This window comes from Xylophilus sp. PBN-3R (assembly GCF_057747805.1).
On sequence record NZ_CM173225.1, the window covers coordinates 4766634 to 4792007 of the forward strand.

24 protein-coding genes are annotated in these 25374 nt (G+C 66.1%); 17 read left to right on the top strand and 7 right to left on the bottom strand.

Annotation, left to right across the window (positions count from 1 at the left end; genetic code table 11):
• Nucleotides 1-4 precede the first annotated feature (4 nt).
• From gatB to gatC, 3 genes are read right to left on the bottom strand one after another with little or no spacing between them, the layout of a single operon-like run.
• Nucleotides 5-1453 (bottom strand): Asp-tRNA(Asn)/Glu-tRNA(Gln) amidotransferase subunit GatB, encoded by a 1449-nt coding sequence (gene gatB / locus AC3ANW_RS22575; protein ID WP_488343059.1) that lies wholly within the window; start codon nt 1451-1453, stop codon nt 5-7.
• A gap of 3 nt (nt 1454-1456) precedes the next feature.
• The gene (gene gatA, locus AC3ANW_RS22580; protein ID WP_488343060.1) at nt 1457-2965 is read right to left on the bottom strand and encodes an Asp-tRNA(Asn)/Glu-tRNA(Gln) amidotransferase subunit GatA; all 1509 of its coding nucleotides are present in this window, start codon (nt 2963-2965) and stop codon (nt 1457-1459) included.
• Nucleotides 2966-3265, bottom strand: a complete 300-nt coding sequence (gene gatC / locus AC3ANW_RS22585) for an Asp-tRNA(Asn)/Glu-tRNA(Gln) amidotransferase subunit GatC (RefSeq protein WP_488343061.1) — start codon at nt 3263-3265, stop codon at nt 2966-2968.
• A gap of 242 nt (nt 3266-3507) precedes the next feature.
• Between gatC and AC3ANW_RS22590 the strand changes: the two genes are divergently transcribed.
• From AC3ANW_RS22590 to mrdA, 4 genes are all read left to right on the top strand, one after another.
• The gene (locus tag AC3ANW_RS22590; RefSeq protein WP_488343062.1) at nt 3508-4551 is read left to right on the top strand and encodes a rod shape-determining protein; all 1044 of its coding nucleotides are present in this window, start codon (nt 3508-3510) and stop codon (nt 4549-4551) included.
• Between the two features lie 273 nt (nt 4552-4824).
• A complete protein-coding gene (gene mreC, locus AC3ANW_RS22595; protein ID WP_488343063.1) occupies nt 4825-5763 on the top strand; it encodes a rod shape-determining protein MreC in 939 nt (312 codons plus the stop codon).
• Between the two features lie 21 nt (nt 5764-5784).
• Nucleotides 5785-6300 carry a rod shape-determining protein MreD gene (gene mreD, locus AC3ANW_RS22600; RefSeq protein ID WP_488343064.1) on the top strand — a complete coding sequence of 172 codons (516 nt, stop codon included), beginning with the start codon at nt 5785-5787 and terminating at the stop codon, nt 6298-6300.
• Between the two features lie 10 nt (nt 6301-6310).
• A complete protein-coding gene (mrdA, locus tag AC3ANW_RS22605) occupies nt 6311-8251 on the top strand; it encodes a penicillin-binding protein 2 (RefSeq protein ID WP_488343065.1) in 1941 nt (646 codons plus the stop codon).
• 9 nt (nt 8252-8260) lie between these two features.
• Here the strand turns inward: mrdA and pabB are convergent, their stop codons facing one another.
• Together pabB and AC3ANW_RS22615 are read right to left on the bottom strand one after the other, a co-directional pair.
• On the bottom strand, nt 8261-10015 hold the full coding sequence (gene pabB, locus AC3ANW_RS22610) for an aminodeoxychorismate synthase component I (RefSeq protein WP_488343066.1): 1755 nt from the start codon (nt 10013-10015) through the stop codon (nt 8261-8263).
• Nucleotides 10016-10017: 2 nt separating this feature from the next.
• On the bottom strand, nt 10018-10776 hold the full coding sequence (locus tag AC3ANW_RS22615) for a sulfite exporter TauE/SafE family protein (RefSeq protein ID WP_488343067.1): 759 nt from the start codon (nt 10774-10776) through the stop codon (nt 10018-10020).
• A 451-nt stretch (nt 10777-11227) separates the two neighbouring features.
• Here AC3ANW_RS22615 and AC3ANW_RS22620 point away from each other — a divergent pair, with 451 nt between their 5' ends.
• From AC3ANW_RS22620 to AC3ANW_RS22640, 5 genes are all read left to right on the top strand, one after another.
• Nucleotides 11228-12358 carry an MlaE family ABC transporter permease gene (locus AC3ANW_RS22620; protein ID WP_488343068.1) on the top strand — a complete coding sequence of 377 codons (1131 nt, stop codon included), beginning with the start codon at nt 11228-11230 and terminating at the stop codon, nt 12356-12358.
• A gap of 11 nt (nt 12359-12369) precedes the next feature.
• Entirely contained in the window at nt 12370-13176 is an 807-nt protein-coding gene (locus AC3ANW_RS22625; protein WP_488343069.1) for an ABC transporter ATP-binding protein, read from the top strand.
• 5 nt (nt 13177-13181) lie between these two features.
• Complete coding sequence (locus AC3ANW_RS22630; protein WP_488343070.1) at nt 13182-14168, top strand: MlaD family protein; 987 nt, start codon at nt 13182-13184, stop codon at nt 14166-14168.
• Nucleotides 14165-14818: an ABC-type transport auxiliary lipoprotein family protein gene (locus AC3ANW_RS22635; protein ID WP_488343071.1), complete on the top strand. Its 654-nt coding sequence runs from the start codon at nt 14165-14167 to the stop codon at nt 14816-14818. The genes AC3ANW_RS22630 and AC3ANW_RS22635 overlap by 4 nt, the downstream gene beginning before the upstream one ends.
• 71 nt (nt 14819-14889) lie before the next feature.
• Nucleotides 14890-15576: a dienelactone hydrolase family protein gene (locus AC3ANW_RS22640; RefSeq protein ID WP_488343072.1), complete on the top strand. Its 687-nt coding sequence runs from the start codon at nt 14890-14892 to the stop codon at nt 15574-15576.
• 15 nt (nt 15577-15591) lie between these two features.
• Here AC3ANW_RS22640 and AC3ANW_RS22645 read toward each other — a convergent pair whose 3' ends face one another.
• Both AC3ANW_RS22645 and hemB read right to left on the bottom strand, forming a co-directional pair.
• A complete protein-coding gene (locus tag AC3ANW_RS22645; RefSeq protein ID WP_488343073.1) occupies nt 15592-16701 on the bottom strand; it encodes a magnesium transporter CorA family protein in 1110 nt (369 codons plus the stop codon).
• An 11-nt stretch (nt 16702-16712) separates the two neighbouring features.
• A complete protein-coding gene (hemB, locus tag AC3ANW_RS22650; protein ID WP_488343074.1) occupies nt 16713-17726 on the bottom strand; it encodes a porphobilinogen synthase in 1014 nt (337 codons plus the stop codon).
• A 283-nt stretch (nt 17727-18009) separates the two neighbouring features.
• Between hemB and AC3ANW_RS22655 the strand changes: the two genes are divergently transcribed.
• From AC3ANW_RS22655 to fusA, 8 genes are all read left to right on the top strand, one after another.
• Entirely contained in the window at nt 18010-18432 is a 423-nt protein-coding gene (locus AC3ANW_RS22655; RefSeq protein ID WP_488345495.1) for a CopD family protein, read from the top strand.
• Between the two features lie 70 nt (nt 18433-18502).
• The gene (locus AC3ANW_RS22660) at nt 18503-19573 is read left to right on the top strand and encodes a VanZ family protein (RefSeq protein ID WP_488345496.1); all 1071 of its coding nucleotides are present in this window, start codon (nt 18503-18505) and stop codon (nt 19571-19573) included.
• 10 nt (nt 19574-19583) lie between these two features.
• Entirely contained in the window at nt 19584-19952 is a 369-nt protein-coding gene (locus tag AC3ANW_RS22665) for a (2Fe-2S) ferredoxin domain-containing protein (protein WP_488343075.1), read from the top strand.
• Nucleotides 19953-19957: 5 nt separating this feature from the next.
• A complete protein-coding gene (locus tag AC3ANW_RS22670) occupies nt 19958-20596 on the top strand; it encodes an alpha/beta hydrolase (RefSeq protein WP_488343076.1) in 639 nt (212 codons plus the stop codon).
• Between the two features lie 162 nt (nt 20597-20758).
• Nucleotides 20759-21925 carry a D-alanyl-D-alanine carboxypeptidase family protein gene (locus tag AC3ANW_RS22675; RefSeq protein ID WP_488343077.1) on the top strand — a complete coding sequence of 389 codons (1167 nt, stop codon included), beginning with the start codon at nt 20759-20761 and terminating at the stop codon, nt 21923-21925.
• A 164-nt stretch (nt 21926-22089) separates the two neighbouring features.
• Nucleotides 22090-22467 (top strand): 30S ribosomal protein S12, encoded by a 378-nt coding sequence (gene rpsL, locus AC3ANW_RS22680; RefSeq protein WP_318632581.1) that lies wholly within the window; start codon nt 22090-22092, stop codon nt 22465-22467.
• A 157-nt stretch (nt 22468-22624) separates the two neighbouring features.
• The gene (rpsG, locus tag AC3ANW_RS22685) at nt 22625-23098 is read left to right on the top strand and encodes a 30S ribosomal protein S7 (protein ID WP_055837645.1); all 474 of its coding nucleotides are present in this window, start codon (nt 22625-22627) and stop codon (nt 23096-23098) included.
• A 97-nt stretch (nt 23099-23195) separates the two neighbouring features.
• Entirely contained in the window at nt 23196-25295 is a 2100-nt protein-coding gene (gene fusA / locus AC3ANW_RS22690) for an elongation factor G (protein WP_488343078.1), read from the top strand.
• The last annotated feature ends 79 nt before the right edge of the window (nt 25296-25374 follow it).

Below are 25374 nucleotides of genomic sequence, written 5' to 3' on the forward strand. Positions count from 1 at the left end.
GGCATCAGCCCAGGCGGGCCTTCAGAATCGCATTGACTTCGGCCGGATTGGCCTTGCCCTTGCTGGCCTTCATCGCCTGGCCGACCAGCGCGTTGAAGGCCTTTTCCTTGCCGGCCCGGAATTGGGCGACGTTGTCGGCATTGGCCGCCAGCACCTCGTCGATGATCTTTTCCAGCGCACCGGAATCGTTCATCTGCTTCAGGCCCCTGGATTCGATCACCGCATCGACGTCGCTTCCGGCGCCGGTCCACAGAGCGTCGAACACCTGGCGTGCAGCGTTGTTGCTGACGGTGCCGTCGGCGATGCGGCCGATCAGCGCCGCCAATTGGGCGGAAGAAACCGGTGCCGAATCGATGCCCGCTTCGCTGGTGTTCAACCGGCGTGACACCTCGCCCATGATCCAGTTGCTGGCCAGTTTCGCCTGTCCGCTGGCCTTGGCCGTGGCTTCGAAATAAGCCGCCATCGCCTTGCTCTGGGTGAGCGTGGCGGCGTCGTATTCGGGCACGCCGAAGTCGGCGACGAAACGTGCGGCCATGGCGCGCGGCAGCTCGGGCATCCGCGACCGCACGCGTTCCACCCATTCAGCCTCGACCACCAGCGGCGGCAGGTCCGGATCGGGGAAATAACGGTAGTCGGCGGCGTCCTCCTTGGTGCGCATGGCGCGGGTCTCGCCGGTGTCGGGATCGAACAGCACGGTGGCCTGCTGGATGGCGCGGCCGTCCTCGATTTCCTCGATCTGCCAGCGGATCTCGAAGTCGATCGCCTGCTGCATGAACTTGAAGCTGTTCAGGTTCTTGATCTCGCGGCGCGTGCCGAGCGGCTGGCCCGGCTTGCGCACCGACACGTTGGCGTCGCAGCGGAAGGAGCCTTCCTGCATGTTGCCATCGCAGATGCCGATCCAGGTCACGATCTTGTGCAGTTCGCGGGCGTAGGCCACGGCTTCGGCGCTGCTGCGCATGTCCGGTTCGGTGACGATCTCCAGCAAGGGCGTGCCGGCCCGGTTCAGGTCGATGCCGCTCATGCCGATGAAGCCTTCGTGCAGCGACTTGCCGGCGTCCTCTTCCAGGTGCGCGCGCACCAGGCGCACCGATTTCTTTTCTTCGCCGAGCAGGAATTCGACCGATCCGCCCTGCACCACCGGGATCTCGAACTGGCTGATCTGGTAGCCCTTGGGCAGGTCGGGATAGAAGTAGTTCTTGCGGGCGAAGACGCTGCGTGGCGCGATGGTCGAACCCAGCGCCAGGCCGAGTTCGATGGCGCGTTCGACCGCGCCCTTGTTCATCACCGGCAAGGTGCCCGGCAGGGCCAGGTCTACCGGTGCGGCCTGGGTGTTGGCCTCGGCGCCGAAAGCGGTCGGGGCGCGGCTGAAGATCTTCGATGCGGTCGACAGCTGGGTGTGGGTCTCGAAGCCGATGACGACTTCATAGCCTTGGACGAGTAACGACGACGACATGGCTTAGATGCCCTCCGGTGCGCGAAGGTGGAAATCGGTGGCTTGCTGGAACTGGTGCGCCGCGTTCAGCAGGCGCGCTTCACTGAAGTAGTTGCCGATGAGCTGCAGGCCCACCGGCATGTTTCCGGCGCCGAAACCTGCCGGCAGGCTCATGCCCGGCAGGCCGGCCAGCGAGGCGGGCAGGGTGAAGATGTCGGCCAGGTAGTTGGCGACCGGGTCGTCGGCGTTGTCGCCGATCTTCCAGGCCACGCTGGGTGCGACCGGGCCGGCGATCAGGTCGCAGGTCGCGAAGGCGGCGCGGAAGTCGTCGGCGATCATGCGGCGGATCTTCTGCGCCTGCAGGTAGTAGGCGTCGTAGTAGCCGTGGCTCAGCACATAGGTGCCGATCATGATGCGGCGCTTCACCTCTTCGCCGAAGCCTTCGGCGCGGGTCATCTTGTACATGTCGAGCAGGTCGGTGTATTTTTCCGAGCGGTGGCCGAACTTGACGCCGTCGAAGCGGCTCAGGTTCGACGAGGCTTCGGCCGGCGCGATGATGTAGTAGACGGGGATCGACAGCTCGGTGCGCGGCAGGGTGACGGGCACCAGCTTCGCGCCCAGGCTTTCGTAGGTCTTCAGCGCTGCGTCCACCGCGGTGCGCACGTCGGGCTGCAGTCCTTCGCCCAAGAACTCTTTCGGCACACCGATCCGCAGGCCTTGCAGCGAGTCGTTCAGCGAGCGTGAATAGTCTTCGGCCGGGCGATCCAGCGAGGTCGAGTCGCGGTCCAGGTCGGGGCCGCACAGGGCCGACAGCAGCAGGGCGCAGTCTTCTGCGCTGCGGGCCATGGGGCCGGCCTGGTCGAGGCTGGATGCATAGGCCACCATGCCGTAGCGCGAGGCGCGGCCATAGGTCGGCTTGATGCCGGTCACGCCGCAGAAAGCCGCCGGCTGGCGGATGGAACCGCCGGTGTCGGTGCCGGTGGCGGCCGGTGCCAGGCGGGCTGCCACAGCCACTGCGCTGCCGCCCGACGAGCCCCCGGCCACGCGGCTGTGGTCCCAGGGGTTGAGCGGGGCGGACGGCGTGTCGTGGCCGACGGCGGGCACCGCGACGGTCTCGTTGGCCGAACCCATGGCGAATTCGTCGCAGCTGAGCTTGCCCAGCGTCACGACGCCTTGCGCCGCCAGCTTCGCGACCACGGTCGCATCGAAGGGCGAGCGGTAGCCGGCCAGCATCTTCGAGCCGGCGGTGGTGGGGAAGTCGCGGGTGACGAACAGGTCCTTGTGGGCCATCGGCACGCCTTCGAGACGGCCGGCGGTGCCTGCGGCGATGCGGGCATCGGCGGCGCGGGCCTGGGCCAGGGTCACCTCGGCGTCGATCGACACATAGGCGGCCAGGTTCCGGTGCCGGGCGGCGCGGTCGAGGAAGTGCTGTGCGGTCTCGACGGCGGAAACGTCGCGGGCGGCGATCTTCGAGGCCAGTTCGGCCACGCCGAGGTCGTGCAGGTCTTTGGAGGAATCAGTCTTGGTCGTCATTTATTCGATCACCTTGGGCACGAGGTACAGGCCGTTCTCGACAGCGGGCGCGCTGCGCTGGCTGTCTTCGCGCGAGGGATAGTCGCCGGGCAAGTCGGGACGCAGGCGCAGGGCCACGTCCTCGAAGGCGGCTACGGGGTGCGCCAGCGGCTCGAGGCCGCTGGTGTCGACTGCCCGCATCTGTTCGACGACCGCGAAAAACGCGTTCAGATGGCCTAGCATCCGATCGCTTTCGTCTTGTTTCAATTCAAGCCGTGCCAAATTGGCGATGCGGCCGATGTCTTGGTGAGTAAGTGCCATGACGGGCGGCGCGATGGGCGCCGGTGCTGAAGTGGATGCTGGAAAGGCCTGTCGGCCCCTGTAGAAGCTCAGGGGCGGCGGACCGCATCGGGTATTATCCCGCCTTCGTCCGGAGGCCCAGCCCGCGCCCCGCGCCGGCACAAAAGGTTAGTGACCGACCCCCTCCGACTCGACCCCCAGATACCAAACAGCAAACCGGCGACGGCAGGCGCACAGCATGTCGTGCCCCCATAGGATTCGTAATGTTTCGAGCTTTTCGCCGGTATTTCTCTACCGACCTCGCCATTGACCTGGGTACTGCCAACACCCTGATTTTCGCCCGCGGCAAGGGCATCGTCCTGGACGAGCCCTCGGTGGTCGCCATCCGCCACGAAGGCGGCCCGCACGGCAAGAAGGTCATCCAGGCCGTCGGCCGCGAAGCCAAGGCCATGCTGGGCAAGGTGCCCGGCAACATCGAGGCCATCCGCCCGATGAAGGACGGTGTCATCGCCGACTTCGTGATCACCGAACAGATGATCAAGCAGTTCATCAAGATGGTGCACCCGCGCACGATGCTCAGCCCGAGCCCGCGCATCATCATCTGCGTACCCTGCGGGTCGACCCAGGTCGAGCGCCGCGCCATCAAGGACGCAGCCGAGGCTGCCGGCGCCACGGCGGTCTACCTGATCGAGGAACCCATGGCCGCCGGCATCGGCGCCGGCCTGCCGGTCAGCGAGGCTTCCGGCTCGATGGTGGTCGACATCGGCGGCGGTACCACCGAAGTCGGCGTGATCTCGCTCGGCGGCATGGTCTACAAGGGCTCGGTCCGCGTCGGCGGCGACAAGTTCGACGAAGCCATCATCAACTACATCCGCCGCAACTACGGCATGTTGATCGGCGAGCCGACGGCCGAAGCCATCAAGAAGAACATCGGCAGCGCCTTCCCCGGCTCCGAAGTCAAGGAGATGGAAGTCAAGGGCCGCAACCTGTCCGAAGGCGTGCCGCGCAGCTTCACCATCAGCAGCAACGAAGTGCTGGAAGCCCTGACCGACCCGCTGAACAACATCGTCTCGGCCGTCAAGAACGCGCTGGAGCAGACACCCCCGGAACTGGGTGCCGACATTGCCGACCGCGGCATGATGCTGACCGGCGGCGGCGCCCTTCTGCGTGACCTGGACCGCCTGCTGGCCGAGGAAACCGGCCTGCCGGTGCTGGTGGCCGAAGAGCCGCTGACCTGCGTGGTGCGTGGTTGCGGCATGGCGCTGGAACGCATGGACCGCCTGGGCAGCATCTTCACGTCCGAATAAGCCCCCCGGTGGATGTGAGTCTCCCGGCTTCCCACTGCGCCTGCGGTTCCGTTTAGTTCGCCACCTCCCGGGGAGGAGGCGCACCGGCCTCGGGACGGCCCGGCGGCCGGTGCCTCGCCGGCCTTCCGGCGGTAGCGCGAACCGTGCCGCTGAGGGTGCCCCCAGTTCGGTCCGGGATGGAACCTTTCCATCGCGTGGGTGCTCACCTATCATGCTGCCGGTTTTCCGTCTCCTCTGGCCAGCCCTGGCCGCGTAACCTCTTCTTGTCCCGCCATGCCCCTGGGAACCCTGGATCGCTCCGCGCCGCCCTTCTTCAAGCAGGGCCCTTCCGCACGATCCACGCTGGCGGTGCTGACAGCGCTTTCATTGCTCCTGATGGTGGCCGATACCCGGCTGGGCATCACGCCGCCGATCCGCGCCGCGGTTTCCACCGCCTTGTATCCGGTGCAATGGCTGGCGCTGCAGCCGGTGCGGCTGGGCCGGCTGGGCTCCGACTACATGGCGACCGTGCGGTCGGCCCAGTCGGTCGAGGACATCGCCCGCAAGGGCATCCTGCAGCAGGCGCAACGTGCCAATCAGGTCGAGGAGCTGCTGCTGGAAAACCGTCGCCTGCGCGACCTGCTGGCGCTGCGGCAGCGGTTGCAGGCGCCCGAGCAGGCGGCCGAGGTGCTGTACGACGCGCCCGACCCCTACACCCGCCGCGTGATCATCGACCGCGGCCAGCTGCAGGGCGTGGCGCTCGGTGCGCCGGTGCTCGACGAGACCGGCGTGCTCGGCCAGGTCACACGCCTGCATCCGCTGCTGGCCGAGGTGTCGCTGCTGATCGACCGCGATTTTTCCATCCCGGTGCTGAACGTCCGCACCGGCGCGCGCAGCGTGGCCTACGGCGATCCGGCCGGCGGCGGTGCGCTCGAGCTTCGGTTCATGCCCGGCAACGCCGATGTGGAAGAGGGCGACCTGCTCACCACCAGCGGCGTCGACGGCGTCTATCCGGCCGGCCTGCCGGTGGCCAAGGTCAGCCATGTCGAGCGCCGTTCCGAATCGGCCTTCGCGCGCATCCATTGCCTGCCGCTGGCGCGCACCCAGGGTGCGCGCCATGTGTTGGTGCTGCAGCCGCTGGGCGAGCAGATGCCGGCGCGGCCACCGGAAGACGCGGCGCCGGTCGAGAACAAACGCCGCCTGTTGCCGCCACGCGTGGTGCCGACGCCATGACCAAAATGCCGGAGGTTCGCCATGGCGCGTAGCCCGCAACAACTGCTGCTGCCGGTCAACCCGGTTTTCATCTGGTCGAGCCTGTTCGTCGGCCTGCTGGTGGCGTTGCTGCCTTTGGGCCGGGTGGCCTGGGTGCCGGATGTGCTGATGCTCATCCTGGTGTTCTGGAGCGTGCACCAGCCCTCGCGTGTGGGCATGGGCATCGCCTTCGTATTGGGGCTGTGCGTGGATGTGCAGCATGCCGCGCTGCTGGGCCAGAACGCGCTCATCTACACCGTGATGGTCTTCCTGGGCGTGAGCCTGCAGCGCCGGCTGCTGTGGTTCGGCATTCCGCTGCAGGCCGTGCAGATGCTGCCGCTGTTCATCGCGGCGCACCTGCTGCAGACGCTGATCCGGCTGGCCCTCGGCGCATCGCTGCCCGGCTGGGGCATCCTGGCCGCGCCGCTGCTCGATTCACTGCTGTGGATTCCGATCAGCGTGGTGCTGCTGGCGCCGCAAAGGCGCACGCCCGACCGCGATGAAAACCGTCCCCTCTGATCGGTAGGCCATGAACGAGATCCGCAGCACCGAGATGGAACTGGCGCGTTTCAAGCGCCGGATCCTGGCCGTCGCTCTGCTGATGCTGCTGTGTTTCGGCCTGCTGGGCAGCCGGCTCGTCTATCTGCAGATCGTGCGCCACGAGGACCTGGCCGAGCAGGCCGAAAGCAACCGCACGGCGGTGGTGCCGATCGTGCCCAACCGCGGCCTCATCCTCGACCGCAACGGCGAAATCCTGGCCACCAACTATTCGGCCTACACACTCGAGATCACGCCTTCGAAGGCGGGTGACCTGGAAGACACCATCGGCCGCCTGAACGCGCTGGTCGAGATCACACCGCGCGACCGTCGCCGGTTCAAAAAATTGATGGAGGATTCCCGCAATTTCGAGTCGGTGCCGATCCGCATCCGGCTGACCGATACCGAAGTCGCCAAGTTCGCCGCGCAGAGCTTCAAGTTCCCGGGCGTGGAGATCAAGGCGCGGCTGTTCCGCAACTATCCCTTTGGCGACCTGGCCAGCCATGTCATCGGCTACATCGGCCGCATCAACCAGCGCGAAAAGGAACGCATCGAGGATTCGGACGATGCGTCCAACTACCGCGGCACCGACCATATCGGCAAGCTGGGCGTGGAGCAGAGCTTCGAACGCCAGCTCCACGGCACCACCGGCGTGGAGCAGATGGAAACGTCGGCGGGCGGCCGCGCGGTGCGCCGGCTGGCCACCTACGCCGCCACGCCGGGCGAGACGGTGGTGCTGTCGATCGACATCAAGCTGCAGCAGATGGTGGAGCGCCTGTTCGGCGACCGGCGCGGCGCGCTGGTGGCCATAGACCCCAATACCGGCGAGGTGCTGGCCTTCGTCAGCAAGCCGACCTTCGACCCCAACCTGTTCGTGGACGGCATCGACCAGGAAAGCTGGTCGGCGCTGAGCGAGTCGCTCGACAAGCCGCTGCTCAACCGGGCCTTGCGCGGCACCTACCCACCAGGCTCCACCTACAAGCCCTTCATGGCGCTGGCGGCGCTGCAGACCGGCAAACGCGGACCCAACGTGGTCATCAACGACCCCGGCTTCTACAACTTCGCGGGCCACCGTTTCGGCAGCCCCGAGGGCAACCTCGGCGGCGTCGACATGCAGCGGGCCATCATGCTGTCGTCCAATGTTTACTTCTACTCGCTGGCCAACGAGATGGGCGTGGACGCCATCCACGACTTCATGGCACCCCTGGGTTTCGGCCAGGTCACCGGCATCGACCTGCCGGGCGAGCTGACCGGCGTGCTGCCCAGCACCGACTGGAAACGCCGGACCTACAAACGGCCGGAGCAGCGCAAGTGGTACGCCGGCGAAACCATTTCGCTGGGCATCGGCCAGGGCTACAACAACTTCACCATGCTGCAGTTGGCGCAGGCGGCTTCCATCGTGGCCGACGGCGGCGTCAAGCACCGGCCTCACCTGGTGCGTGCGGTGCGCGACCCGGTCGCCCGGGTCGATGTCCCGGTGGCGCAGCCAGCGCCGGAAAACATGGGTTACAAGCCCTCCAACATCGACGTGGTGCGTGGCGGCCTGGTGAGTGTGATCACCAGCGGTACCGCACGCGGGGTGTTCGCCGGCGCCGCCTATCAGGCTGCCGGCAAGACGGGTACCGCGCAAGCCGTGACCCAGGCCCAGAACACCAAGTACAACGCCAGGGCGCTGGAAGAACACCAGCGCGATCACGCGCTGTTCATGGGTTTCGCACCGGCGGTCAACCCGAAGATCGCAGTGGCGGTGATCGTCGAGAACGCCGGCTGGGGTGCCGGCGCGGCGGCACCCATCGCCCGCCGGGTCATGGACTACTGGGTGGCCGGCATCTACCCCAGCGAGGACGACATCGCCAACACCCGCATCGGCAAGAGTTCGGCCCCCACGGGTGCCGCACGCAAAGTGGACGACATCCACCTCGCCGCGCCCTGAGGTCGCCGATCAGCCTGCCGTCGGGAGCCGTGCCGGCAGCCAGCCGCGCAGGCTGTTGACGAAGGCCAGGGCCTTCAGGCCGGGCAGGTCCTCCACCCGCAAGACCGCTTCGGTCACCCTTCCGTCGGCCAGCGCCTGGGCCCGGCCCACGCCCGGCAGCAGGCCGGCCGACAGGGGCGGGGTGATCCACCGGCCGTCGGCCAGCCGGGCCGCCACGTTGCCCCGGGTGAATTCGGTCACCTCGCCACGGGCGTTCCACAACAAGGTGTCGAACACCGCCGGGTCCGTGGGCGTGAAGCGGTCGTAATGCGCCCGTCGGCTGGTCTTGTGCAGCAGGAAATCGAAGTGCACATCATCCAAGGGTTGCGCGGCCAGTTGCACCGTGACCGGCGTCGGGGTTTCGCTCATGGCGAAGGCTTCGGCACGGATTTCTGCGGATGCGGCCAAAAGCAGGCGCACCCGCCACAGGCCTTCCGGATGCGCGTCGGCCAGGCGGGCCAGCGCCTGTCGGGCGGTCTCGATGTCGAAACCGAACCCGAAGTGCCCTGCACTCCCCGCCAGCCGTTGCAGATGCCTGTCCGCGCAGCGGTATTCGCCTTGCTCCAGCCGCAGCGTTTCCAGCAGTTCGAAGGGGCGGGAAGCGGCGTGCAGAAAGCCCTGCTTGTTCTGCCATTCGTCCCATTCGCCCTGGGCCTGTGCGTCGATGGTGACGCCGCTACCGATGCCGCATACCGCCTGCCCGCCGCGCAACTGGACGGTGCGGATCGGTACGTTGAAGGTGGCCGCGCCGCCCGGTTGCAGCACACCGACGGCGCCGCAATAGACGCCCCGCGGGCCGTCTTCCAGCGCGTGGATCAACCGGGTCGCACGCACCTTCGGAACCCCGGTCACCGAGCCGCAAGGAAACAGGGCGCCGAACACATCCGAAAGCCGCGTGCCTTCACGAGTCGTCGCGCTCACGTCCGACGTCATCTGCCACACCGTCGGCCAGGCGCGCGCCTGGAACAACCTTGGCACCCGCACCGTATGCGGCTGCGCGATGCGGGAAAGATCGTTGCGGATCAGGTCCACGATCATCAGGTTCTCTGCCCGTTCCTTTTCGGACGCCAGCAGCGTGCGCATCTGTTCGGCGTCTTGCGCGGCACTGGCGCCGCGGGGCGCGGTGCCTTTCATCGGGCGCGAAACGATGCGGCCGTCGCGCCAGTCGAAGAACAGTTCGGGCGACACCGACAGCAGTTGTTCCTCGCCGGTGTCGATGAAGGCGGCGTAGCTCCGCGGCTGCACCCGTTGCAGGGCGTGGAACCAGGCCTCCGCGGCTTCGGCATCGCGCTCGAATCGGCTGCGCAAAGGTGCGGTGAGGTTGATCTGGTAGGTCTCGCCGGCCCGGATGGCCTGGTGGATGCGGGCGATGCGGGCGTCGAATGTGGGACGGTCCAGGGCGGTGGACCATCCAGTGGCGTCGGCGGCGAAGGCGCCGGTCGACTCGGGCCACGGGCCCACCGTGCGAAACACGCCGAACCAGGCCAGCGGACCGTCGGCCGGATGGGTTTCGAAGGCTGCGTCGAACGCAGCGGCGGCTTCATAACGAAGGTAGCCGACGCACCAGGCGCCAGCCCGGGCATGGCGTTCGGCCGCATCCAGCACGACGCGCACCTGGTCGGGTGTGTCGGCGCGCAGCACAGCGGCGCAGTCGTCCAGCGCCACACGCAGGGGCGCACCGTCTTCCTGCAGGAAATCGATCAGTGCGCGGGGCGTGTCTGTCATGGTCAACGCAGGAAGGCGTCGTAGCCGGTTTTCAGGATCAGCAGGGACACCACCACGATGAACATGCCACGCACGAAACCCGACCCGTGGCGCAGGGCGGTACGGGTGCCGACCAGGCTGCCGGCCACGTTGGCCACGGCCATCGGAATGGCGTAGTGCCACCACACCAGGCCTTTCGACGCCAGCAGCAGCAGGGCCGCCAGGTTGGTGGCGGTGTTCAGCAGCTTGGCCGAGGCCGATGCGTGCAGAAAATCATAGCCGAGCAGTCGCACGAAAAAGAACACCAGGAAGCTGCCGGTTCCGGGGCCGAAGAAGCCGTCGTAGAAGCCGATCGCCAGGCCGCCCGTGCAGGCCAGTGTGGTGGCCGCACGGCGCGACAGGTGCGGCACATGGTCTCGCCCCATGTCCTTGCGGGCCAGCGTATAGAGCAGCACCGCGAGCAGGATGAAGGGCAGCAGCCGGCGCAGGGCGTCCGGTGGAAAGTGGGTGAGGGTCCAGGCGCCACCCATCGAGCCGCAGAAGGCCAGCGCGGCGGCCGGCAGCAGCACCGGCCAGGGCATGTCGACACGCCGGGCGAATTGCCGCGCTGCCACGGCAGTGCCCCAGATGCCGCTGGCCTTGTTGGTACCCAACAGGGCCGGCGGCGGAGCGCTGGGGAACAGGGCGAACAGCGCGGGAGTCAGCACCAGTCCGCCGCCACCGACCACCGCGTCGATGAAACCGGCGCCGAGAGCGGCCAGGCAGGCCCAGATCAATTCCATGGAAACTTCTTCAGATGACGAGGAGCAAGGCAGCTGGCGGGCGCGCCCCAAACGGTGGCATGGCGCGGCAAAAATCACCTTGCCGGTGCGTGGGGCTGCATTTTAGAGTGCGAGGGACGAAAAAAAACGCCAGGCAAGCCTGGCGTTGGGGAGTCTGCCCGCATCTCTCTAGGGATGCTCGGGCCGAATATTGATTCTGGTTAGCGCGTTTGTCTCCTCGGGGTCCTCGCTCTTGCAGAGCCTCGGGCCCTGCAGCGAGACGGACTTTAGACCATGCGCGTTTTTAGTGCATAGGGGCTTACCCGGGGCTTACGTCGATTGGGTGCCTCATGAGGAGGATGCGGTAACGGCCCGTCGGCTGACACAATCACGAGGCCAGCCCTCGTAACATGGTCACCCGTCGCTGCGCACCTGCGCCGTGTGGTCTCTTTCTCCCTTCATCTGTCGCCACTTGTCCGTCGAGGAATCTCCGCCCCGCATCGTCCGTGATGCGTCCAGCCCGTCCGCCGGTGTGCGGCTGGAAGGACGCTGGACGTCGGCACAGCTGGGCATCCGGCCAGTCTGGCGTTCGCTCGACGCCGAACTGAAGCGGCTTGGATCCACCCCCGAACCACGCTGGGACCTGGCGTCCATCGAACAACTCGACCACGTCGGCGCGCAACTGCTGTGGACCACCTGGGGCCGCCGCTGGCCGAAGGAGCTCGATGCCACCGACAGCCAGCGCAGCATGCTGGAGCGGGTCGAGCGTTTCAGTGTCGAATCGCCTCCCGAGCCGGCTTTCAGTGTCATGTGCGGCTTCAATTCGCTCGGCCGGCGGGTCGTCGAGGCATTGGGACAGGCGCGCGCCCTCACCGAAATGATCGGCCAGCTGTCGCTCGACCTGATGCGCCTGGTGCGCAAACCCCGCACCGGGCCGTGGCGCGACATTTCGGGTCATCTCTACCAGATGGGCACCACGGCACTGCCCATCACCGCGCTGGTGGGGTTCCTCATCGGCGTGGTGCTGGCCTACCTGATGTCGATGCAGCTGCGCCAGTACGGCGCCGAGTCTTTCATCGTCAACATCCTGGGCATTTCGCTGGTGCGCGAACTGGGGCCGCTGCTGGCCGCCATCCTGGTGGCCGGCCGTTCGGGTTCGGCCATCACTGCGCAGATCGGTGTCATGCGGGTCACCGAAGAACTCGACGCGATGCGGGTCATGGGCATCTCGCACGGCTTCCGCCTGGTGATGCCGCGTTCGCTGGCGCTGGCGGTGGCGATGCCGCTGATCGGTGTGTGGACCATCCTGGCCTCGCTGGCCGGCGGCATGCTGGCGGCCGACCTGGCGATGAACATCACGCCCGCCTATTTCGTCAACGCCCTGCCGCAGGCGGTGAGCCTCCCCAACCTGGGCATCGCGGTGCTGAAGTCGATGGTGTTCGGTGTGCTGATCGCACTCATCGGCTGCCACTACGGCATGCGGGTCGAGCCCAACACCGAAAGCCTCGGCAAGGGCACCACGGCTTCGGTGGTGACCTCGATCACCGTGGTGATCCTGGTCGATGCGTTGTTCGCCATCGTCTTCCGCAACGTCGGCATCTGATGGTCTCGAACATGGAGCAACCCGTCGTCCGAATCGAAGGCCTGGTGACCGCTTTCGGCGAAGGCCGTAGCCGGGTGGTGATTCACGACCATCTCGCACTGAGGGTGATGAAGGGCGAAATCCTTTCGCTGGTCGGCGGGTCGGGCACCGGCAAGACGGTGCTGCTGCGTCAGATGCTGGGCCTCGAAACACCGGCCGAAGGCACGGTCGAAGTGCTGGGTGAGCCTGCGGCGCAGATGGGGCGGCGCGGTGCATCGAGCCGGGTCGGCATGCTGTTCCAGCAAGGCGCGCTTTTCTCGGCCTTCAACGTGCTCGACAACGTGGCTTTCGCGCTGCGTGAACTGGGCACGCTGCCTACCGCTCTGGCGCGCGATGCGGCGATGGTCAAGCTGCAGATGGTCGGCCTGAAACCCGCCGACGCGCTGAAGATGCCGTCGGACCTGTCCGGCGGCATGATCAAGCGTGTTGCCCTGGCGCGGGCGCTGGTCATGGACCCGCCGCTGCTCCTGCTGGACGAACCCACGGCCGGGCTGGACCCCAGCGCATCAGACGATTTCTGCGACCTTCTGCGCTCGCTGCACCAGGAGCTGGGCCTGACCGTGATCATGGTGACGCACGACCTCGACACACTCTTCGCGCTGTCCACCCGGGTGGCGGTGCTGGCCGACCGGAAGGTGATCGCCGACGGGCCGCCGCGCGAGGTGGCGCTGGTCGACCATTCCTTCATCCGCACCTATTTCCAGGGCGAACGCGGACGCCGCGCCATGGCTCCGTTACCACCCCTCTCACCGCCCGCGCCGATGGGCGACAAGGACTGACAGACATGGAAAACAAATCGCACGCGATGGCGGCCGGCATCTTCGTGCTGGTGCTGACCCTCATGCTGATCGGCCTGGCCGTCTGGCTCACACGCGATACCGGCAGCTATCGAGACTACGAACTCAGCACCGGCGACACGGTCACCGGCTTGCAGCTGCAGGCGCCGGTGCGTTTCAAGGGCGTGCCGGTGGGCAAGGTCACCCGCATCGGTTTCGACCCGCAGGTGCCTGGCAACGTGTTGGTGCAGCTGGCGGTGCGCGAAAACACGCCCGTCACGCCCACCACCTTCGCCTCGCTGGCCTACCAGGGCGTGACCGGCCTGGCCTTCGTGCAGCTGGACGACGACGAAAAACCCCAGCCTGTCGTGCTGCCGGGCGAAGACGGCATCGAACGCCTGCCGATCAAGCCGTCGCAGCTGGGCCGGCTGACCGAAAGCGCACCCGCCATCCTGGCCCAAGTCGAGGACGCCACCAAACGCCTGAACGACCTGATGAGCGACGACAACCAGAAACGCATCTCGCTGGCGCTGGACAACATCGGCAAGGCCGCCGGCAATGTGGCGGTGCTGACCGAACGCATGCAGGCCACGCTGACCGACCGGGTCGACCCTGCGCTGGCGGCGATGCCGCGCACGCTGGACCAGGCGACGGTCACGCTGAAATCGCTGCAGGGCGCCGCGGGCGATGTTTCCACCGCGGCGAACCAGATCAGCAGCACGGCGGCCCGGTTGAATGAAAAGGACGGCCCGCTGGACAAGCTCGCCGAGGGCACCGGTGCCCTCGGCCATGCGGTCGACGTGATCGGCACGACCACGCTGCCGCGCATCAACCGGGTGACCGACGACGCCTCGCGCGCCATGCGCCAGCTGAGTCGCACGGTGACCAACATCAACGACAACCCGCAGTCGCTGCTCTTCGGTAACGGCGAGGCACGGCCGGGGCCGGGCGAGCCGGGTTTCGTGCCGCCGACCGCAGGAGCCAACCGCCCATGAAAGCCGCTTTTTTCCGCCATGCCACCCTGGCGTCGATCGTCCTGTCGATGGCTGCCTGTTCGTCGCTGCCCGACAAGCCATCGCGACCGGTTTCATACGACTTCGGCGCGGGCCTGCTGACGCCGTCGGCGCAGGATGTCTCGCGCAGCTTGCCGCCCATCGCGCTGGCCGACATCGACAGCGCGGGGGTGCCCGACACCGCCGCCATCACCTACCGGCTGCTGTACACCGACGCACAGCAACTGCGGCCCTACGCCCACGCCCGCTGGGTATTGCCGCAGGCCCAGCTGGTGCGGCAACGGGTGCGCGAACGGCTGGGTGCCAACCGCCCGGTGCTGGATGCCGACGACCTGCTGTCGCAGAAGCGCATCGAAGGCGATCTTCCGCGCATCCTGCGGCTGCAGCTCGAAGAGTTCAGCCAGGTCTTCAGCGGCCCCGGCCAGAGCGAAGGTGTGGTGCGGCTGCGCGTCACGCTGGTCGACAACTCGCCCCAGGGCGAGAGTTTCATCGGGCAGCGGGTCTTCGTGCTGCGCAGGCCGGCGGCCACTGCCGACGCGGCCGGCGGCGTGCAGGCGCTGACCGCCGCGACCGATGCGGCCGGCGACGAAATCGAGGCCTGGCTGGCCCGGCTGGCGCCCCGCCCGCGTTAATTCCCCAGGCCGGCAGACCGGCCGAGCCTGCGTTAAAACCGCCCCCATCCATTCACAGGAGCATTGAATCCATGGCCTCTTCGACCATTACCCTCACCGCCGCCGACGGCTTCGAATTTTCCGCATACGTCGCCGAACCCTCGGGCACGCCGCGCGGAGCCGTCGTCGTGATCCAGGAGATCTTCGGTGTCAACTCGCACATCCGCTCGGTCGCCGACGGTTACGCCGCGCAGGGTTACCTGGCCGTGGCGCCGGGCACCTTCGAGCGTGTGCAGAAGGATGTGAACCTGGGCTACACCGGCCCCGACATGCAGGAGGGCATGCGCCTGAAAGCGGCGGTCGAGGCGTTGCCGGCGCCGGGTGTGCTGCAGGACATCCAGGCAGCCGTTTCCTATGCAGCCAAGGCGGGCAAGGTCGGTATCGTGGGTTACTGCTACGGCGGCCTGCTGGTGTGGCGTTCGGCCGCGCTGGTGCAGGGCCTGTCGGCAGCGGTGGAGTACTACGGAGGCGGCGCGACCACCGAAGCCGAGATTGCCCGCAAGCCACAAGTGCCGGTCATCGCGCACTTCGCTTCGCAGGACGACCACATCAGCCTGGAAAGCGTCGAGGCGCTGAAGAAGGCCCATCCCGATGTGCCGGTGTATGTCTACGACGCCCACCACGGCTTCAACTGCGACCAGCGCGGTTCGTACGACGCGCCTTCCGCCAAGCTGGCCCTGGAACGCACGCTGGCGTTCTTCAAGACCCACCTGGGTTGATTTTCCGGCCCCGCTTTATCGGGCGGGGCGCGACAGGTACTTCTTGCGCCAGAACCAGGCGATGAGCACCAGGGCGATGGCGCCCATCGAGCCCATCGCCCACCAGAATCCATCCTGCTTGTGCACCAGCGGGATGAACTCGAAATTCATGCCGAAGATGCCGGCGATCAGGTTCAGCGGCAGGAAGATGGCGGTCAGCGTCGTCAGCAACCGCATGATGTCGTTGGTGCGGTTGCTCTGGACGCTGAAATGCATCTGCACCGCGGTTTCGGCGCTTTGTTCCAGGCGGCGCACGTGGTGGACCACCCGCTCGATATGTTCCAGCACGTCGCGGCTGCGCACCATCAGCAGGTCGCGTTCGCGTTCGGCAGGCGGCGTCTTCGGGGCGGGCCAGGTTTCCAGTGCGTCGATCCAGTCCTGCACCGCGGCGCGCTGGTCTTCGCAGATCTCGTCCAGGTGGTGCAGCGCCATGCGGGCATCCAGCAGGGCGCTCCAGTCGGTGAGGCGCGGGCGCGGGCGCAGCAGTTCGGTCTGCCAGTGATCGAGCTGGCGGGTGAGCTCGCGCCGCAGTTCGAGGTAGCTGTCGACCATCAGGTTGACGATGCGCAGCATGAGGTCGGCAGGGCTGGCCGGCGTGCGTGCGCCGGTGGTGCGGGCTTCGGTGGCGTGGCCGGCCAGCAGGCGGGCGGCGAAGGCGTCGCGCACCATGCAGTCCTCCGGGTGGACCGTGAGCAGCACCTGGTCGAACACGGCGAATCCGACCGGCGTCGTGTCGATTCGCCGCAGCACCAGCGGACCGCCGGGCATCAGCGGTGCCGAGGACGGGTCGTCGGCCAGCCGGGCGGTGGTGCCGCTGGTCGATGCGCCGAGTCGCCGGAACACCAGCAGGTCGTATTGCGAGGTGTAGTCGTAATGCGACGGCAGCTGGCGGTTCAACAGGTCGCTGACGTGCAGGTCGACCAGCTGCACGCCGGCGAGACGCTGCAAGGTTTGCTGGATCACGCCGATACCGGCTTCGAGCTCCTTGCGGGTGCAGGCGATCCAGACGAACCCGCCGGGCGGCATGGGGGTGTCGAGGCTGTCGCTTTCCTGGACCCTGCCACCCTGCAACGCAAAGACTCGCATCGGTCGGCCCCTCAGACTTGCTGCTGCCTGATCAGGCGGGCGGCCTGGATCGCGAAATAGGTCAGAACGCCATCGGCGCCGGCCCGCTTGAAGGCCAGCAGCGCCTCGATGGTGGTGGCGTCGCGGTCGAGCCAGCCGTTGGCGAAGGCGGCCTGCATCATGGCGTACTCGCCGCTCACCTGGTAGGCGAAGGTGGGCACACGGAACTCGTCCTTCACCCGGCGCACGATGTCCAGGTAAGGCATGCCGGGCTTGACCATCACCATGTCGGCGCCTTCGGAGATGTCGAGCGCCACCTCACGCAGCGCCTCGTCGCTGTTGCCCGGGTCCATCTGGTAGGTCATCTTGTTGCCCTTGCCCAGGTTCTTGGCGGAGCCGACGGCATCGCGGAACGGTCCGTAGAAGGCGCTGGCGTACTTGGCGCTGTAGGCCATGATCCGCGTGTGGATGTGGCCGGCTTCTTCGAGGGCGGCGCGCACCGCACCGATGCGGCCGTCCATCATGTCGCTGGGCGCCACGATGTCGACACCGGCCTCGGCCTGCACCAGCGCCTGGCGCACCAGCATCTCGATAGTGATGTCGTTGATGACGTAGCCGTGTTCGTCGAGCAGGCCGTCCTGGCCATGGCTGGTGTAGGGATCGAGCGCGACGTCGGTCATCACGCCCAGTTCCGGGAAACGGGCCTTGAGGGCACGCACCACGGTCGGGATCAGGCCGTCGGGGTTGGTGGCCTCGATGCCGTCGGGTGTCTTGATGGCCGGGTCGATCACCGGGAACAGCGCCATCACAGGGATGCCCAGCGCGACACATTCCTCGGCGACCGGCAGCAGCAGGTCGAGGCTCAGGCGTTCGACGCCGGGCATGGAGGCGACGGTCTCGCGGCGCTGCTGGCCATCCAGCACGAAGACCGGGTAGATCAGGTCATGGGCGGTCAGGCTGTGTTCGCGGACCAGCTTGCGGCTGAAGCCGTCGCGGCGCAGGCGGCGTGGCCGTGACAGGGGATAGGGCGTAGGTGCGTGGTGCATTCGAAGACTCGCGGTCGGTGCAGGAGAAGAGCCCGGAGGCCGTGCCAGGATTGCAACACAGCCCCCGGCCCGAGGGCGTTACTGGGGAATTTCCCCGGTTGTGGCGCCTGGGGCGCTTTGCTAGATTCGCCCCCGGACGGCCCGGCCGTTCCCCGCTTTTCCTCCCTGAGCGGGTGCCGATTCGTGCGGTGACGCCGATGAGGCTTCCCAGACCCGGCGCCGCCTTCGGACGAGCCGGGTTTTTTTTGTGCGGCCCGGTTTGCCTACACTCGAGCCCATGCTCATGCTCTGGATCAAGTCGCTTCACATCGTTTTCATCGCCAGCTGGTTCGCCGGGTTGTTCTATCTGCCGCGGATCTACGTGAACCTGGCACAGGTATCGCCCGAATCCACCGCCGAACGTGACCGCCTGCTGGGCATGTCGGTCCGCCTGCTGCGTTTCACCACCATCCTCGCCGTGCCCGCGCTGGCCTTGGGTACCTGGCTGTTCATGGTCTACGGCATCGGCCGAGGCCAGGGCTGGATGCATGCCAAGCTGTTCGTGGTGCTGCTGGCCATCGGTTACCACCATGCCTGCTGGAGCCTGCTGCGCAAGTTCCGCGCGGGCCGCAACCAGCGCAGCGCGCGCTGGTACCGCTTCTTCAACGAAGTGCCGGTGCTGCTGCTGCTGGCGGCGGTGATCCTCGTGGTGGTCAAGCCTTTCTGAGGCGGCCGTGGCGTCCGTCGATCTGCCACCCCGGACCCGTACCGCCGCCGGGCCGCTGGCGCTGGCCTACATGGCGCTGATCGCGTACGCCAGCCTCTATCCGTTCGGCGAATGGCGTGACCAGGGCATCGTGCCTTGGGCTTTTCTGTGGGCACCGCTGCCTCGCTGGTGGACAGGTTTCGATGTCACCGCGAATGTGCTGGGTTACGGGCCGCTGGGTTTCCTGCTGGCGCTGGCGGCCTTGCGTTCGGGCCAGGGCGTGCGCGGCATCGTGCTGCTGACGGCTTGTGCGATGTTCTTTTCGCTCACCCTCGAAACCATGCAGAGCTACCTGCCGACGCGGGTGCCGTCCAATGTCGACCTGGCGCTGAATTCCGCCGGCGCGTTCGGCGGCGCTGCCCTGGCGTGGGGGCTGGAGCGCGTGGGCGCGGTGGCCAGCTGGGCGCGGCTACGCGAACGCTGGTTCATCGCCGATGCGCGCGGCGCCATCGTCCTGCTGGCGCTGTGGCCGATGGCGCTGCTGTTTCCGGTGGCGGTGCCGTTCGGCCTGGGTCAGGTGCTGGAACGGCTGGAAGACGCCGCCGCCGATCTGTTCGACGACACCCCTTTCCTGGACTGGCTGCCGATCCGCGAGATCGACCTGCAGCCGCTGGTGCCCGGCGCCGAGCTCCTTTGCGTGGCACTGGGCCTCCTGGTGCCCTGCCTGATGGCTTATTCGATCGCCCGCCACTGGCGCCTGCGGGTCGGCATGGGGCTCGGCGCGCTGGTGGTCGGCGCAATGGTGACGGCGCTTTCTTCGGCCCTGAGCTACGGGCCGGTGCATGCATGGGAATGGCTGACCTTGCCGGTAAAGGTGGGGCTGGCGCTCGGCGTGCTGCTGGCGGCGGCCTGCCTGCGCCTGCCGCGCCGGGCCTGCGCCGCGGTCGCGCTGCTGGCGGTGGTCTGGCATCTCAATGTTTTGAACCAGGCACCCACCAGCGCCTATTTCTGGCAGACCCTGCAGACCTGGGAACAGGGCCGGTTCATACGGTTCCATGGGCTGGTGCAATGGCTCGGCTGGCTCTGGCCTTTCGGTGCGCTGGTTTACCTGCTGTTGCGGGTTTCCCGGCGGGAGCGCGTCACCGTGCCGCCTGCTGCCTAGAATCGCCGGCATGAGCCAAAACACCCACGAAGCCCCCGATCTGCCAGGCGAGGCGCACTACTACAAACACCACGTCTTCTTCTGCCTCAACGAACGCCAGAACGGCGAGGACAGCTGCGCGCTGCACGGCGCCAAGGAAGGCTTCGACCACTGCAAGAAGCAGGTCAAGGCCGCCGGCCTGGCCGGCGTCGGCGGGGTGCGGGTGAACAAGGCGGGCTGCCTCGATCGCTGTGCAGGCGGGCCTGTCGCGGTGGTCTATCCCGAAGGTGTCTGGTACACCTTCGTCGACAAGTCCGACATCGACGAAATCGTCGAATCGCATCTGAAAAACGGCCGGCCCGTCGAGCGACTGCGCCTGCCGGCGGACGTGGGAAGGTGATCCCGGTGAATGCACAGACCGAAGCCCTGCAACTGACAGGCGGCGCCGGCCTCATCGAGGCCGCGCGTGACCAGCCACCGGCGGGCGTCGAACCCCGGGGCACGGTGGTGATCGCCCATCCGCATCCGCTGTTTGGCGGCACCATGGACAACAAGGTGGTACAGACCATGGCGCGTGCCTTCGTCCAAAGCGGCTGGACGGCGGTACGTTTCAATTTCCGCGGCGTAGGTGCCAGCGCCGGAACCTACGACGAGGGACGCGCCGAAAAGGAAGACATGCTGGCGGTGGTCCAGCAGGTGGCACCCCAAGGCCCGCTGGCTTTGGCCGGCTTCTCGTTCGGATCGTTCGTCTGCAGCCACGTGCTTGAGGCCTTGTGGGCCGGCCGTTCACCCGAGAAGATCGTTTTCGTGGGCACCGCGACCACCCGTTTCAAGGTGGCGAACCTGCCGGTGGATGCTCACGAACGCACGTTGGTGATCCACGGCGAATCGGACGACACGGTTCCTCTGTCCGACGTGATCGACTGGGCGCGCCCGCAGACGCTGCCGGTCACAGTCGTCCCGGGTGTCGGCCATTTCTTTCATGGCCAGTTGCCCCTGCTGAAAAGCCTGGTGGTGCGGCATTTGTCGGCGGTAGGGGGCTAGGCGCGTCAGGGGCGACCGCAGTCGGCCGACACGGAGTCTTACGTCTGGCGTGACGAATGGCGCCAGGGGCTCGCGGATAATTCCGGACGGTTTTCGAAAGGGGCTCGCCGGTCCCGTTTGCGACCGTGGTACTCGATCACGTCAGCTTTCTGCCATTCGCCCATGTCCCGTTTTCTGTCCGCGCTCAGGGCGTTCGTCCTGGTCGCCCTGGCCGCATCCTTCGGCTTTCTTGCCCAGGCAGCGCCTGCGCCGCCGGAAGTGGCCGGCCGGTCCTATCTGCTGGTTGACGTCACGGCCGATCAGGTTCTGGCGCAGAAGGACATCGACCTGCCGGTCGAACCCGCTTCGCTGACCAAGCTGATGAGCGCCTACCTGGTGTTCGACGCGCTCCGTTCCCGCAAGATCACCCTGCAGCAGACCTTCCCGGTGAGCGCCAAGGCCTGGAAGATGCCGGGTTCCCGGATGTTCATCGACCCCAAGATGCAGGTTCAGGTGGAAGACCTGCTCAAGGGGATGATCATCCAGTCCGGCAACGATGCCACCGTGGCGCTGGCCGAAGGCGTGGCGGGCAGTGTCGAGCGTTTCGTCCGGATGATGAACGACCAGGCCAGGGTGCTGGGCATGAGCCGAACCGTCTACAAGAATCCGGAAGGGTTGGCCGAGGCCGGGCACACCACCACGGCGCGCGATCTTTCCGTCCTGGCCACCCGGCTGATGCGCGACTTCCCGGAAGACATCGGTTATTTCGCCATCAGGCAGTACCGCTATTCCGGTACACCCGCCGCCAATGGCAGCAACCGCAACCTGCTGCTATTTCGCGATCCGACCGTCGACGGACTGATGACGGGCCGTACCGACGCGGCTGGTTATTGCCTCGTGGCCACCGCGCACCGCGAGATGCCGAACGTGGGAACCCGCCGTCTGCTGGTGGTCATTCTGGGCGCAGCCAGTGAAAGCGCGCGGGCCAGCGAAGGCCAGAAACTGTTGAACTGGGGCTATACCGCTTTCGAGTCCGTCAAGCTGTTCGATGCCGGCCAGCCGGTGGTCAGTCCGCCGGTGTGGAAGGGCACGCAGAACGCGCTCGCGCTGGGTCAACCCGGTGCCATCGTGGTGGCGGTGCCGGCGGGGTCCTCGGGCAAGGTCAGGATCGATGTGTCGCGACCCGATCCATTGGTCGCGCCATTCGCCAAGGGCCAGAAGGTCGGAACGTTGCGTGTCACGGCGGGAGACCAGCCCCCGTTAGAGGTGCCGCTGGTGGCGCTGCAGGAAGTGCCGCAGTCCGGCGTGCTGGGTCGCAGCTGGGACGCGATCCGGCTTTGGATCAAGTAATCGGCCGCCCGTAGCGGGGGCCTGGCCAGCCTTCAGTGGTGGTTGCACAAAAAGCCGGCACTGTCGTATACTGGCAGGCTTTTCGGAAATTTGCCGAAGGGTTTCACGTTTTCGGTTTCAGAACGTTTTGGGACGTTCAGAGATTTCAATCTGGGTTTTAACCAATGCCAACCATCAACCAGCTCGTGCGTCAGGGGCGTGAGGTCGAAAAGACCAACTCCAAAAGCCCCGCGATGCAAAACTCGCCGCAACGCCGTGGCGTTTGCACCCGTGTCTACACCACGACCCCCAAGAAGCCCAACTCGGCTCTGCGTAAGGTCGCCAAGGTCCGTCTGACGAATGGCTTTGAGGTCATCTCGTACATCGGCGGTGAAGGCCACAACCTGCAGGAACACAGCGTCGTGCTGGTTCGCGGCGGTCGTGTCAAGGATCTGCCAGGCGTGCGTTACCACATCGTCCGCGGTTCGCTCGATCTGCAAGGCGTCAAGGATCGCAAGCAATCGCGCTCCAAGTACGGTGCCAAGAAGCCCAAGGCCAAGTAAGCCCTGCGTTTCAAAAGTCGTTTTCAGGTGCTGTTTTCCGCGTGGCGCGGAGATGCAGCGTAGTGACCCGATGTTCCGGGTCGAGTAAGTGAGAGTTCTGTATGACTCTCGCGGTGTCCGCCAAGGATGCCAACTGAAGCAATTCAAGAGGTGAAAAATGCCACGTCGTCGCGAAGTCCCCAAACGTGAAATCCTGCCGGATCCCAAGTACGGCAACGTCGAACTCTCGAAGTTCATGAACGTGATCATGGAAGGCGGCAAGAAGGCCGTCGCCGAGCGCATCATCTACGGTGCCCTCGACCTGATCGAAAAGAAGAACCCTGACAAGGACCCCCTGGAAGCCTTCGTCGTTGCCATCAACAACGTCAAGCCCATGGTCGAAGTGAAGTCCCGCCGCGTCGGTGGTGCCAACTACCAGGTGCCCGTCGAAGTGCGTCCGGTTCGCCGCCTGGCACTGTCGATGCGCTGGATCAAGGAAGCCGCTCGCAAGCGCGGTGAAAAGTCCATGGCCCAACGTCTGGCCAACGAACTGCTGGAAGCCACCGAAGGCCGTGGCGGTGCGATGAAGAAGCGTGACGAAGTGCACCGCATGGCAGAAGCCAACAAGGCCTTCAGCCACTTCCGCTTCTAAGAACTGTCACAGCCGTCTTCCACAATAGACTGGCCGGAAGCCCGATCCACCTGCTTTTGCGGTGGGCGGGCTTCCGTCCGTTAACGGAGTAATTTTTATGTCCCGCAAGACCCCCATCGAGCGCTACCGCAACATCGGTATTTCTGCGCACATCGACGCCGGCAAGACCACCACGACCGAGCGCATCCTGTTCTACACCGGCGTGAACCACAAGATCGGTGAAGTGCACGACGGCGCTGCCACAATGGACTGGATGGAACAAGAGCAAGAGCGTGGCATCACGATCACCTCGGCCGCCACCACCTGCTTCTGGAAGGGCATGGCGCAGAACTACGACGAACACCGCATCAACATCATCGACACCCCGGGCCACGTCGACTTCACCATCGAAGTCGAACGCTCGATGCGTGTGCTCGACGGTGCGGTCATGGTGTACGACGCCGTCGGCGGCGTGCAGCCCCAGTCGGAAACCGTCTGGCGCCAAGCCAACAAATACCGCGTGCCCCGTCTTGCGTTCGTCAACAAGATGGACCGTACCGGCGCCAACTTCCTGCGCGTCCGTCAGATGATGGTCGACCGCCTGAAGGCCAATCCCGTCGTCATCCAGATCCCGATCGGTGCCGAAGAACACTTCCAGGGCATCGTCGATCTGGTCAAGATGAAGGCCATCATCTGGGACGAAGATAAGGGCGTCACCTTCCAGTACGGCGAGATTCCGGCGAACATCGTCGACGTCTGCAACGAATACCGCGAAAAGCTGGTCGAAGCCGCCGCCGAGTCCAGCGAAGAGCTGATGAACAAGTACCTCGAAGGCGAGGAACTGACCGAAGCCGAAATCAAGCTGGCCATCCGTACGCGCACCATCGCCGGCGAAATCCAGCCGATGCTGTGCGGCTCGGCCTTCAAGAACAAGGGCGTGCAGGCCATGCTCGACGCCGTGATCGACTACATGCCGGCTCCGACCGACATTCCGCCGGTCTCGGGTACCGATGAAGACGAACAGCCGGTGGTCCGCAAGGCCGACGACAGCGAGAAGTTCTCTGCCCTGGCTTTCAAGCTGATGACCGACCCGTTCGTCGGCCAGCTGACCTTCGTGCGTGTGTACTCCGGCGTCCTGACCAAGGGCGACAGCGTGTACAACCCGGTCCGCGGCAAGAAGGAACGTATCGGCCGTATCGTGCAGATGCACGCGAACAACCGGGAAGAAGTCAGCGAAATCCGCGCCGGCGACATCGCTGCCTGCGTCGGTCTGAAGGAAGTCACCACCGGCGAAACCCTGTGCGACCCGACGGCCATCGTGACCCTCGAACGCATGGTGTTCCCGGAATCGGTGATCTCGCAGGCCGTCGAGCCGAAGACCAAGGCCGACCAGGAAAAAATGGGCATCGCGCTGCAGCGCCTGGCCCAGGAAGATCCTTCTTTCCGCGTGAAGACCGACGAAGAATCCGGCCAGACCATCATTTCCGGCATGGGTGAGCTCCACCTGGAAATCATCGTGGACCGCATGAAGCGCGAGTTCAACGTGGAAGCCAACGTCGGCAAGCCGCAAGTGGCCTACCGCGAAACCATCCGCAAGACCGTCGAAGAAGCCGAAGGCAAGTTCGTGCGTCAGTCGGGCGGCAAGGGTCAATACGGCCACGTCGTGCTGAAGATCGAGCCCAACGAGCCGGGCAAGGGCATCGAGTTCGTCGACGCCATCAAGGGCGGTGTGGTTCCTCGTGAATTCATCCCGGCCGTGGAAAAGGGCATCAACGAAGCCGTGACGCAGGGCGTGCTGGCCGGTTACCCGGTTGTCGACGTCAAGGTCACGCTGCACTTCGGTTCGTACCACGACGTGGACTCGAACGAACTGGCCTTCAAGATGGCTGCCATCTTCGGTTTCAAGGAAGGCTGCCGCAAGGCTGGTCCGGTCATCCTGGAACCCATGATGGCTGTCGAAGTCGAAACCCCGGAAGACTACGCCGGCAACGTGATGGGCGATCTGTCCTCGCGTCGCGGCATGGTCCAGGGCATGGACGACATGGTCGGTGGCGGCAAGGCCATCAAGGCCGAGGTCCCGCTGTCGGAAATGTTCGGCTACTCGACCACCCTGCGCTCGATGTCGCAAGGTCGTGCGACCTACACGATGGAATTCAAGCATTACTCGGAAGCCCCGCGTAACGTCGCCGAAGCCATCATGGCCTCGCGCGCCAAGTAATCGGCCGCTGTCCGGCCCTTCGGGGTCGGATCTTTTTTTGTCTGCGATCCGGTGCCGCTTTGTCCCCCGTGCGAAGCGA